The following is a 12,269-nucleotide window of genomic DNA, read 5'->3' as shown; positions in this document are numbered from 1 at the left end:
AACCCCAATGATTGAATTGATATGCAAATCTTTTTTTATTTTGAAACCATTCAAAAAACCGCTATTCTTGGCAAAGAATAACTTTTATTAAATCACTAATTCTATGAAAAAATTCCTATCTGTACTAGTACTTGTTTTCGTCGGATACATGGGAACTGCCGCCAGCAGTGATTACTTTGTAAATGATGCGGAAGTAGAGCACGTGCTGACTACTTCTGTGATTAACGACCTGAACACGACTGAATTTGATCTACAAACTGCACTAGCAACTGCTTCAGTAAAAGCTGACAAAAGTGTTGCTGTTTCTGCGATCCTGGCATGGTTCCTTGGAGGTCTTGCGATCCACAGGGTTTATCTTGGTGGTAAAGGAGGTCTGATCCTAATTTACTTCATTACTTGTGGTGGTATCTTCGGTATTGTACCTCTGGTTGATTTCTTCGACATCATCCTAGGTAACATGGATCGATATATCGACAATGACAAGTTCATCGTTTGGTAAGCCAACGACTTAACGAAATAAGAAAGGCGGCCTCCCGATAGCTATCGGGAGGCCGCCTTTTTTTGTGGTCAAATAACACTATATCAAAAAGGGTATCATTTAAGCTGCCCTATCGGAGAATCTCAGACTTAGGTATTAGGTTTACAATTAATGAGATTTCGGCAGATCAAGATCATTTGCAATAATCTTTGTTCAAGGGAATAATGATCACCGGAATGACGGAATTATAAAGTCAAGACCCTTCCTCCAACTTCTCAAAGAACCTCTCCTTGATGATCTCTGAGCGTTCGTGGTTTTTTCGTAGGGCAAGTTGAGAAGCATAGCGGGCTCCTCCCAGGTAAAAAGTATAGAATAAAGCTACTCCCGTTAAAGTGCCGGAGAAGAAATACCCTTCAACCAGGCTATAGATGCTAAAAGCGCCCAGTACCAGTTGGATACTTCCGGACAATACACCTTTCCAGAAATACCCGGCATACCATTGTCCTATTCCAGGAAGCAATGATAAATTGTATGCCTTATCCGGATCTTTGAGTTTCCACTTAGGTGGCAAGATGTAATCAATGTCGGCTTGATCAAATTGAAAGACCGAATCCTGACTGATCAGCAAATCGCGGGCTTCCTCCCATTTCTGCAAATCCACATTGACCAGAAAAGAAAGGATCATCGTTTCTATCGTTTCTGTTTGCTTCGCCTTGATGCGAACAATTCTGGAATACGCTTCCTGATATTCGTGGTTGAGGTAATGCAGTAGCACCGTCTCATAATCCACCGCTTGTTTCAAGCTGTCTGAATTGAGGAACCGGATCCTTTTCAGATTTCTGACCCCAGCTTCATAATCACCCAGTGCCTTATAACACTGTGATTTAAGGATCAGGAACAGGTTTCTTTCCTGTATGTCCTTAGAATCAAAAAGCGCCCTTTCAAATGCAAGTGCAGCCTCCTGATACAGGTCCTCACCCATCAATTCATAGGCTTTCTGCTCCTGGGCATTAGTCCACAAGCACCCGCAGAGGAATATGCATATCCAGCAATATCGATGCATTCATTTGATCGTTAAATTCTTCTCTTCTTATTCGCACACCCAGGGCACTCCCCCAGATATTGGCCACGTGGCTGATGGTAAACAAAGAGCCAAAAATGATGAACCGGGCACTATCGGGTCCGTCCTTTCTATAACCTTCCCAGGCCTGTAGCCCAAAAACACCAGTCACAAAAAACGCAGCTATCCCTTGTCCGGGTTTACCCATGTAAAATCGACCTGCTCCGGGAACAATGGCAGACATCAACCCTGCTACAAACGGTGACTTTTTCTTATACGCCTGAAGGTCATTGTATCGTTCCATCATGCCTTGTTCATAAGGCTCCAATTCGTAATTCAAGGTAAACTGGCTTTGGCGATCCAGATAGCTGGTGTAATCTCTGTTCATCAAGTTCAATCCAGCTAATTGAAGGTTTTTGATCCGGATAGACAAACTATCCTCCGGTTGATAAGCATTCAGGAAATCAGTAGCTGAAGACACATTTCCAGTATATGCTGACTGAAACGCTCCAAAAAACCTCGCATATCGATAGTATTCCAAATTGGATTCATTTACCAATCGGAATGCTTCCACCGAAGCTTCTGGCTGTTTTGATTTATAAGTAAATTTCCCCTTAAAGAAATTGAGGGTATCTGCCCTGCCTGACGAGATTGCCTGTGGTTCCAATTGGGTGAGTAACAGCAAGCCTTCCTGCCACTCTTCCAAACCTTCCAGATGCTTTAGGAAACGAAAGTCCTCCTGAAAATTGGTTTGTGAAAAGGCAACGAATCCCAGCAGCAAGCAAACAACTAGTGCACTACTTTTTCTTGGCATAACGATACCAATGATCTGAAATTTTCCCAATTTCATTGAAACGAACGGGCATGGTTCCGGATTGAGATAGCCGGTTGCAACGCATCATGCGGTCCATGGATAACATCGAACCTTTCAACGGGCCAAAAGCACGCATCGCACCCTGACTGAATTCGGAACAGGATTCTTCATAAATGCAGTCATTGATGATCTGATCGGAAATGTGATTACTGTAAACCTTCAATATTCCTTTAAAAAAGGAGCTTTTCTCTTCCTTGAATTCCTCCTTATGCAAAGCTTCGGATTTAACGAGTGCCAGGTCTGCACGTAAATCCTGGCCTACTACCTGAACAGCCAAAAATAGAACTACTATAGAAAAAACAATTCTCATTTCAGTACCGTCGCGTCTTCGGGGATCACAAAATCAAAAAAGTTCTTATCTGTCCCATCATCGAATCGAAAGTTTTCAAAGTTCGATTTGGTGATCACCGAATCTTTTTTACCAACATATTCAATTTCAGTTATGGCATTGGGGAACATGATATAGCCCTCAAGCGGTGAATAGTCGTAGTAGTAAGCTTTTTTGACAAAATTCCCTTTTTGATCCTTGTGCCCGAGAAAAACGGGTAAGTCATTTTGATGAACCAATTCCACGGAAACAAAACCCGAGGCACTCATGTCCATGGGAGCTGCCCATTCGGTGATTAGAAGACCATCTTCATATTTGGTGTTGCTGAGCGCAAATCCAAGCTTTCGCAAACCCATATCTTCCGTCTCTCCTTGCAAGAAGTAATAGAAATTGGTATTGGTCGTTCCTGCCGTATAATTAACACTTTGAATGACCGTATTGTCTTTCTGATTATACAGTTTGATCTCGCCTTCCGTGTTATTGAAAATGTATAATTCCAACGGTGGTGCGTATTTCGTAACCATGTCGCCACTTTCGTTGAAATACACCCTTGCAGTAGAACGGATGGTCTGTCCCTGGGTGTTTACCCTTCGCACCATTTCAAAAGAAACCGTATTGTAACCCTGAAAGAAAGTCAACAGCGCCAATACTAGGCTATAGTACATACTTTTTTGAGGTAAAGATAGAAATTTTGAGCATCCGCGTGGGTCAAAAATTGTTCGTAAGGTGCTAAAAGGATCTTCCCAGTTGCAAGGCACCGTGAAGAGGAAGTAGCTCTCGAGATAGGAATTCCTCCGTTTCTAATGGTTTCCAATTGACCAGCTCCCATAATCGATCATAAATCGGTACCGCCAAGGTCAAAATGCCATTTCTTATTACGATGATCAGGTCGTTACGGATCAATCGCTGCAACCTGAGTTGTTCATCAAGTTCCAGTAAAGCGTTTACAAATTCCGGATTAGGATCCCAATCGCTTTTGGTGAGTAAAAAATATCGATCGGTTAAGCCACCTTCCCCCCTTAAGGCCTTGCACTTTTTCTCCAGGGACGCATAAGCTGGGTGACTTCTTCCGATGATCAATCCCTCTGTAATCGTAGCAACGGGCAAGGCAACACTCACGATCATACCATCGAAGAGCACCTGATCTGATCGTAGGGATTCAATGAATCGTTGCTCTACCTTGGCTTGTACTGATGAAAATGTAACTCCTTCATACGTACCCTGCAATAAGTTACGTGCTTCAAAGTGATTGTAAGCTACCCCCCACATGTCTCGAGATATCTGAGCATCATAGTCAGGCACTTCCTTCAAATATCCCAGATCATCGGCCAGGTGTCGTGACAACCCAAGATGAAATTTCTGAAAATTGATCAGCTGCAATTCTTTGTAGGCGCGGAAGTAAATGGCGGTTACGACAGAAAAGGAAAGTAGTCCTATGGTCAGCAGGAAATAAAACATATTTCCTCGCATGTTTCTAGGCAGTCCAAAATCCAGATAAGGCATCAAAAAACACACCATTGCATAGACAGCAAACACCATCAGTAAAGGGCGAAATTTACTAACGATCTGTTCCCGGTACTGTTCCATGGACCGAAGTGTCGGTTTCATTCGGTCAAAAAGAGATTTGATATGGGGTATCGGCGTTTCCAATGAAGTATCAATGATAATATGATACGATGAGTTCCCTAACTCATAAGAATGAATTTCGCATCTTCCTAAGATATGCGTTTGGATTTCTGCATACAAAAGATCAATTTCCGCACCTGAAGAAAAAACAAATACATGAAAAGAATCAGCCTATTCAGCTTCGGACTATTGTTGATCTTTGCATTTGGTTGCCAACAGGCAACTCAGAATGAATTAGCTATGACTAAAAAGGAAGTTACCTACCCCATTGCCGAAAAGAAGGATTCGGTCCTCACCACGAATGGAGACAGTCGTGTAGATCCCTATTTTTGGATGCGACTAACGGATGAACAGAAAGTTGCGAAAAATCCGGACGCTCAAACACAACAAGTACTCAATTACCTGGAAGGAGAAAATGCATACACCTCTCAGGAGATGAAAGACACAGAAAAACTGCAAGAAACGCTCTATAACGAAATAGTAGGGAGGATCAAGCAGGATGACGAATCCGTTCCTTATTTCCAAAATAAATACTGGTATTACACCCGATACGAAGAAGGCCAGGAATACCCTATTTATTGTCGAAAAAAGGGATCCCTTGATGCTGCAGAGGAAATCATCCTTGATGTAAACAAGGAGGCTGAAGGTTATGAATACTACAGCGTGCGAAGTTTGGCCGTCAGTCGTGACAACAAAATTTTGGCGTTCAATCAGGATACGCTGAGTCGAAGGATCTTTACGATTCGATTCAAGAACCTGGAAACGGGTGAATATCTGGAGGACGAAATTCCGAATTCAGATGGAGGTGGTGCCTGGGCGAATGATAATCAAACGTTTTTCTACACCAGAAAAAACAAAGTATCACTCTTGTCAGAAAAAATCGCAAGACATTCGCTTGGAACAGATGCCTCAAAAGATGTGGTGGTTTATGAAGAGAAAGACCCCTCCTTTTATATCGGCGTTTCCAAATCCAAATCCAGTCAATATCTGATCATCTCCAACACCAGTACGTTGGTGAGTGATTACTATATCCTGAATGCAGATGATCCGATGGGTGAATTCCAACAATTCAGTCCAAGAGAAGATCGGCACGAGTACAGCATCGACCATTTTGAAGATAAGTTCTATGTGGTCACGAACTGGGATGCCGAAAACTTCCGCCTGATGGAAACACCGGTTACGGCAACCGCTAAAGAAAACTGGAAAGAGGTGATCCCTCATCGTCCAGAGGTGCTGCTCAGAGGAATTGATGTTTTTCAACACTATTTGGTCATTTCTGAGCGATCTAATGCACTCACACATCTTAAAGTGATCGATCAGCGAAACCAGGTGGAACACTATTTGAAATTTGAGGAAGAAGCCTATGTGGTGTACTCCAGTAACAATCTCGAATTTGACACCAAGACCCTCAGGTTTGGCTACTCATCCCTGACCACTCCAATTTCTACCTACGATTATGACATGGAGACCCAGGACAGGGAATTGAAGAAACAGCAAGAAATAGTCGGCGGTCACAATTCCGAAGAGTACGATACAGAGCGATTTTTTGTAACTGCCCGAGATGGTGCGGAAGTTCCTGTTTCTCTGGTTTACAAAAAAGGTATGGTGAAAAATGGAAATGCTCCGCTCCTGCTTTATTCCTATGGTTCCTATGGCAGTTCCACTGATCCCTGGTTCAGTTCCATTAATTTGAGTTTGCTGAATCGAGGTTTCATCTATGCCATCGCTCACATTCGCGGTGGACAAGAAATGGGCCGAAAATGGTATGAAGACGGCAAGATGTTCAAAAAGAAAAACACCTTCTATGACTACATAGATTGTGCAAAATACCTGATCGATGAAAAATACACCAGCGCGGACCACCTGTATGGATATGGAGGAAGTGCTGGAGGCCTGCTTATGGGGGCTGTAAGTAATCTGGCCCCGGAACTATTCAATGGCATCATCGCTGAAGTTCCTTTTGTGGATGTAGTTTCCACCATGCTCGATGAGTCAATTCCCCTTACTACCAACGAATTTGATGAATGGGGTAACCCAAAAAACCTGGAATCTTATCAATATATGCTATCCTACTCACCATATGATCAGGTGGCCGAACAGGATTATCCCAACATGCTGGTCACTACAGGTTTGTTTGACTCACAAGTGCAATATTGGGAGCCGGCTAAATGGGTAGCAAAATTAAGAGATAAAAAGACAGATGATAATCTCTTGCTGCTTCACACCAATATGGGGGCAGGACATGGTGGCGCATCTGGTCGATTCAAACGGTATAAAGACCGGGCTCTGAATTATGCTTTCTTGTTGAAATTAGAGGGGATTGAGAATTAAATTAGATGGGTATTTGATACAAAAGGATTAATACGTCTTTTTTGGCTACTTTAATCTCATGAAAGTCGCCATTTCATTTCTATTCACTGCCTTATACATCAGCTCCATCGCTCAAGTTCCTTCTGATAGCCTGCTACGAAGTTGGGTCCAGGGTTTTCGAACGCATTACTACAGCGATACGGCTAAAAGCAATGCTTATGTGGATTCCATCAAATCACAGCTGGTAGATCGTACTGACACGGCCCTTTACTGGGAAGCACAGTACCTGGGGTATTCGGCATATATCAATGCAAGAACTGCAGATTTTGAACGGATGTTGCCCAAGTTGATCCGAGCTCGGAAACTTCTGATGCAAGTAGGAACAGAGCAGGAATTGCAAGACATGAATTCCCGAATCGGGACGGCTTACATCACCGCAAAAACTTACGATTCAGCACTTACCTATGTGAAATTGGCACTGGAGGGCAATCAAAAACTAGGCAACGAATCTCGCGTCAACCGCGTGCTTGGGGACCTGTTCATTATCTATTTTTATAAAGGAGAATATGAACAGGCGCTGGATTATATCCTGGAACACGTGAATAAATCGCTGCAGCTATCCGATACTACCATCCTACCGCAAGCCTATACCAATTTGGCAGCCACTTATTTCCGTCTCGATAAAGTCGATTCCTCACATAAGTATCACCTAAAATCATTGTACTGGTCACAGTTTCGAGGGTCTCTGGTCGACCTGGGCTATTGTTATCTGAACCTCGGAGAGATCCATAGCACCAAAGACAATCTAGACAGTGCGTTGTTCTATCACCAAAAAGCACAGGAAGCTTTTGAATCCATTGATTTCAAAACAGGGCTGACCAGTAATAGCCTGAACCTCGGCAAACTCTATGAAAAAACCGGAGCTCTTGCTCAAGCATTACAATACACCCAGATTTCTGCCCGAATGGCGGAAGAAATAGGAGATCTGGCCCTACTCCGAGATGCCCTTGAAGTAGAAGTACGTTTACACAAAATACGAGAAGATTATTTATCCGCGCTGGCGGTTACTGAAAGAGCCAGCAACATTCAGGATTCTTTAGATACCCAGCTCAACCAGCAGGAAATGGATGAATTGATTACCCAATATGAAACCCGTGAAAAGCAGCAAAAAATTGACCTGCAAACCGCGCAATTAGCTGCTCAAGAGAAGACCTTACAACTAAATCGAGTCTTACTGATTGCCTCCCTCCTGATCATATTACTGATTATAGCCATTGCTCTGTTAATCCACAACCGCACGAAGAAAAAGCAAGAAGCGCAGCTGCAACAGGAACGCCTAAATGCACGGGAATCTGAGATACGTGCGACGGTGGCTTCACAGGAAAAAGAACGGGCCCGTTATGCCAGAGATCTTCACGATGGATTCGGGCAAATGATCTCAATCCTAACCATGAATCTCAAAAGTTTGGCCCCAAATACTAAACCCGATGAAAGACAAGAAGTCTTTGACGCTTCGGAGCAATTACTCAAAGACATGTACAAGGAATTGAAGAGCATTTGTTTCGATCTAATGCCTCACACCTTAGTACAACATGGTTTAACTGAAGCCGTCAATGAATTCTCGGCAAGGGTCAACCAGAGTGGGCAAGTCAGGATCGAAACCAATTATTTCGGAATAGAAGATAGACTTGCCGATGTACAGGAGATCGCATTTTATCGCATCATACAAGAATGGATCAACAATATCCTGAAGCATTCAGATGCTCGTAAGGTGACTATCCAACTAACCAGAGATGATTCAGAGATCACACTAATGATCGAAGATGATGGTAGCAGCATCGATCAACAGCGACTCTTCCATGGATCGGGCAATGGCTGGAAAAACCTTCAGGCCCGAACCAACCTGATCCAGGGAACCTTGGAATTGGAATCAACGACCGGTGTAAAAGGCAATTCTCTGATCTTAAATGCACCGAGTCAATTTGACCTTCATCCCACACCTCAAAATACCCTCTCCACGGTATAGTTAATTATTATCCGCTAGTTGTTCTTTGATCCCATGAATTGGTTATCTTTCAACAAGACAAAGAGCAATCGGCACAACATGAAGATTTTCTTAACTGACGACCACACCATTTTACTCAGTGGCCTTGTGAAAATCCTGTCACTAGAAGATGGATTGGAAGTTGTTGGATCTGCTACCTCCATACAGGAGACCTATGACAAACTTACTCGTGTTACACCTGATATTCTCATCACAGACTATAACCTTCCGGATGGAGACGGGCTCACGCTCATCAGAAAAGTCAAACGGAAATATCCCTCTATCAAGATCATCGTATTAAGCATGCACGATGAGGCACACCTGGTTCAGGAAATATTAAAAGAAGGTATTTCGGGCTATTTATTGAAAAAGGACTCACATTCGGAATTGATCAATGCGATCCACGCTGCTGCTCAAGGGCAGGTTTATTTAAGTTCTGATATCAATAAGCTTCTAATATCGGGTCTGCATGGACTGAATGATCAGAAACTTCTTACGGATCGTGAACGAGAAGTACTCACACTGATTGCACAGGAATACACCAATAAAAAGATCGCTGAGGAATTATTCATTTCCGAGCGAACAGTAGAAACACACCGCAAAAACATCTTCAGGAAAACCCAGACGCATAATCTGGTTGGGTTGATCAAGTATGCTTATGCGAATAATTTGATTTAGCCTTCGTCGCTTCGACAAGCTCTGAGATCTGATCTCAGAGAACAAGAATTTATCATTTAGAATATTCTCACTTAGTCTTATCAGGGATTCATGGTAGAAGAATATACCATGGCAGTAGGATGAAAAAAGGCCGCTTCGGTGCTGGAATTTGATCTATAAATAAAAGATCAGACCCATGTCAATCCAACACAGAAATATCCTAGCGTCACTCCTGCTATGCTTGAGTTTGATCACTTATGCACAGAAAATCCCAGAAAAGAGTCTCAATGTACTTCAAATGAAATCCAAAGGTTTTTCCGAGGCTCCTAAAAAAGTATTCATCAAAAACTTCAAGATCTACTATCAGATGATCGCCGAAGCAGAAAAAACGAGTCACGGTGGCCGTCAATTTGGAGGCGGAAGCTACACAGGAGACGCAACCGCTCGATTGGCTGTCGGAGTTGAAGGGGTTGCCAGTGCAGATCTACAACAATTAACCAATGAGATCTACTCCGATTACCTGAATAAGCTGAAAGCACGGGGACTAGAGGTATATAATTCAAAGGACTACCCCAACATGGAATTCTTCGTAGAAGATCAATTACTGGAGGGCCCACGAATCAATCAAGAACAAATCAAAGGTAGCCTGATGGTCGTTCCGGAAGACTTCTCTTACTATGTTAAAAAACTCACCAAAAAAGGAAAAGAAAAAGGCAGTTTCATGTCTAATGTAGGTGGCCCACTGGCACAATTCAATTCAGCCATTTACCATACAGGATTGCCCAATGTTTCCAAGGAACTGGACGATGTGATCGTGGTTGACATCTCGATCAACGTACCTTCAATCTACCTTGATCCTAAATCGAGGCTTGGAACCGTAAAAATCAAAGGAGGTGCCTATTTGCGTCTAGAAAATGCCCGAGCCACTTATGTGTCTGGCAAGATGAAAAAGCCAGGTGCCCCCTCTCCTGACAAAGCCATTGAAGTTACTCTGACCAAGGCGGTACCGATCCCTGAAGTATTTGGATCTCAGAATTTCAAAACCCAGGCTTCCAAACAAAGAACCTCAGTTCCCGATTATGCGGCGTTCTTCACCGTACAGGACACCAAGGTGGAATTATCGAATACGATCAAATGTGAAGCGAGTGTTTACCAAGAAGAGGTTGGAAAAGTCGTCAAGGAATTTCTGGACCAGTCTATTACCAAATTAGGTCAAGGACTTAATGGTGAAAAAGTGAAGTAGGCCCAATTCAACTAAAAACGCCAAGATGCCCCTGCTACCCGGTTGGGGTTTCTTTTTTATTCAGGAGGCCAGCGCCTCCTGAAATATTCCTCCCTCGGCAAAGCCAAGGGAGTACCATTCGATCAATAAAAGAAATAATACTTAACGCCACTTCCGTCAATTAGGATCATACATATCTTACAAATTTTCCTATCTTTCGCACATGGCTAATATTCCAATTATCGCCGATGTGCCGGCACATAATCCGGGCCTTGGTTTCCCAGAGTATGCAGCAGCTTTGACCAGTGCCATCAAAGGTGGAGAACCCGCTCGATTTACCATCGGACTTTATGGTCCATGGGGCAGCGGTAAATCCTCTCTGTTAAGTGCCCTCCGAAATATTCTGGAAGAAGACAAAGGTGTCATTCCGGTCATGTTTGATGCCTGGCGATACGAAAAGTCACCCCAATTGATCGTTCCGTTACTACACAAAATCTTTAGGGCCTTAAAAGACCATAAGGACAAAAGCCTGTCGGAAACTGTCTCAAAGGCATTGAAATCGATCATGTTCAGTTTTAAGTTCAATGTCGGTGGCCTTGAAGTAGGTGTAGATAAGGAAAAGCTTCAAAAAGCACTGGGTGATGACCTGATGCCGCTGGACGAGGCATTCTCGAAACCATACGAAGAGCTGCAGAAGCTGTCCAAGTCATTGAAAGATGAACGCATCGTTGTACTTATTGACGACCTGGACCGCTGTTCACCTGACGCGGTAGTTTCTATTCTTGAATCCATCAAATTAGTGATGGACCTTCCGGGTTTCATCTTTGTGCTTGCCCTCGATTATGATGTATTGATCCATGCCGTAAAAGAGAAGTACCCGCACGTTTCTGCCGATGTTTATTTGCACAAGATCATTCAAATACCCTTCAGGGTGCCTCCTTTAGACTTGGAAGGGCAAAATTTTGTCCGGGAACTCATTCCGAATTGGGATCGTCTGCAAGATCAACTCTCTGATGATTTTGTAGAGGAGATCAGGACCATCGCCACAATGAGTTTAAATTCAAACCCCAGACAGATCAAACGTCTGGTCAATTCCTTCTTATTGCTGGACAGTGTCGTAAAACAGCGAGAAGTCAATTACGACCAGATCCGATTATTGTCGATACTGGCTTTTCAGCTTCGCTGGCCCAGTAACTTCTACGATTTTCAGGATGCCGTATTTGCCGGAGATGACGATCCTTTGAAAAAACTGCGTGAGGACGAAGAAGAACCTGAATTACAACGATTCATCTCACATTACTATAAAGGATCGATCCCTATATCGGAACTCAAAAATCTCCTTCAACTCACGGAAGTGGTTTCTTCTCAAGAGCAGAAAAGTGAGTCCGCCACGGCTAATAGTCTCACGGATGCCCGCGAGATCAATCGAGAAGGATTTCCTGCAGAGCTAGGGGAAAAGGGATTTGAAAAAAGCCCGCGAAGTGACAAACTCTACTACAACAGTAGTTTACCCAAGCTGAGGGTGTCTATTGGGAAACATGTTATCCGACTTGAACAAAAAGACAAAAAAGGTCGCTGGGATCTTTCCTCATCGTTCCTGCTGTCTAAAGAAACGGAAAAAGCATTGAAAGCACTTGATCAAATGGTGAAAGCGTACAAGTAATTGATCA

At 43.2% G+C, this 12,269-nt stretch carries 11 protein-coding genes; 6 read left to right on the top strand and 5 right to left on the bottom strand.

The window, feature by feature from the left end:
* Positions 1-103 precede the first annotated feature (103 nt).
* Entirely contained in the window at positions 104-499 is a 396-nt protein-coding gene (locus tag R8G66_06775) for a TM2 domain-containing protein (GenBank protein ID MDW3192047.1), read from the top strand.
* Between the two features lie 232 nt (positions 500-731).
* Here R8G66_06775 and R8G66_06770 read toward each other — a convergent pair whose 3' ends face one another.
* From R8G66_06770 to R8G66_06750, 5 genes are all read right to left on the bottom strand, one after another.
* Positions 732-1,499 carry a hypothetical protein gene (locus R8G66_06770; GenBank protein ID MDW3192046.1) on the bottom strand — a complete coding sequence of 256 codons (768 nt, stop codon included), beginning with the start codon at positions 1,497-1,499 and terminating at the stop codon, positions 732-734.
* A complete protein-coding gene (locus R8G66_06765) occupies positions 1,489-2,352 on the bottom strand; it encodes a TM2 domain-containing protein (protein MDW3192045.1) in 864 nt (287 codons plus the stop codon). The genes R8G66_06770 and R8G66_06765 overlap by 11 nt, the downstream gene beginning before the upstream one ends.
* Positions 2,336-2,722 carry a membrane protein insertion efficiency factor YidD gene (yidD, locus tag R8G66_06760; GenBank protein ID MDW3192044.1) on the bottom strand — a complete coding sequence of 129 codons (387 nt, stop codon included), beginning with the start codon at positions 2,720-2,722 and terminating at the stop codon, positions 2,336-2,338. The genes R8G66_06765 and yidD overlap by 17 nt, the downstream gene beginning before the upstream one ends.
* Positions 2,719-3,405 carry a hypothetical protein gene (locus tag R8G66_06755; GenBank protein ID MDW3192043.1) on the bottom strand — a complete coding sequence of 229 codons (687 nt, stop codon included), beginning with the start codon at positions 3,403-3,405 and terminating at the stop codon, positions 2,719-2,721. The genes yidD and R8G66_06755 overlap by 4 nt, the downstream gene beginning before the upstream one ends.
* 64 nt (positions 3,406-3,469) lie before the next feature.
* Positions 3,470-4,348, bottom strand: a complete 879-nt coding sequence (locus tag R8G66_06750) for a hypothetical protein (protein ID MDW3192042.1) — start codon at positions 4,346-4,348, stop codon at positions 3,470-3,472.
* Between the two features lie 174 nt (positions 4,349-4,522).
* Between R8G66_06750 and R8G66_06745 the strand changes: the two genes are divergently transcribed.
* The 5 genes from R8G66_06745 to R8G66_06725 all read left to right on the top strand — a co-directional run bounded on the left by R8G66_06745 (position 4,523) and on the right by R8G66_06725 (position 12,262).
* Complete coding sequence (locus tag R8G66_06745; GenBank protein ID MDW3192041.1) at positions 4,523-6,697, top strand: S9 family peptidase; 2,175 nt, start codon at positions 4,523-4,525, stop codon at positions 6,695-6,697.
* A gap of 58 nt (positions 6,698-6,755) precedes the next feature.
* On the top strand, positions 6,756-8,702 hold the full coding sequence (locus R8G66_06740; GenBank protein MDW3192040.1) for a sensor histidine kinase: 1,947 nt from the start codon (positions 6,756-6,758) through the stop codon (positions 8,700-8,702).
* Between the two features lie 78 nt (positions 8,703-8,780).
* Positions 8,781-9,398 (top strand): response regulator transcription factor, encoded by a 618-nt coding sequence (locus R8G66_06735; GenBank protein MDW3192039.1) that lies wholly within the window; start codon positions 8,781-8,783, stop codon positions 9,396-9,398.
* Positions 9,399-9,573: 175 nt separating this feature from the next.
* Positions 9,574-10,620 carry a hypothetical protein gene (locus R8G66_06730; protein ID MDW3192038.1) on the top strand — a complete coding sequence of 349 codons (1,047 nt, stop codon included), beginning with the start codon at positions 9,574-9,576 and terminating at the stop codon, positions 10,618-10,620.
* 202 nt (positions 10,621-10,822) lie between these two features.
* On the top strand, positions 10,823-12,262 hold the full coding sequence (locus R8G66_06725; GenBank protein MDW3192037.1) for a P-loop NTPase fold protein: 1,440 nt from the start codon (positions 10,823-10,825) through the stop codon (positions 12,260-12,262).
* Positions 12,263-12,269 lie beyond the last annotated feature (7 nt).

It is taken from the genome of Cytophagales bacterium, from assembly GCA_033344775.1.
Classification (GTDB): Bacteria; Bacteroidota; Bacteroidia; order Cytophagales; family Cyclobacteriaceae; genus JAWPMT01.
This window is presented reverse-complemented; position numbering and strand designations above follow the sequence as displayed.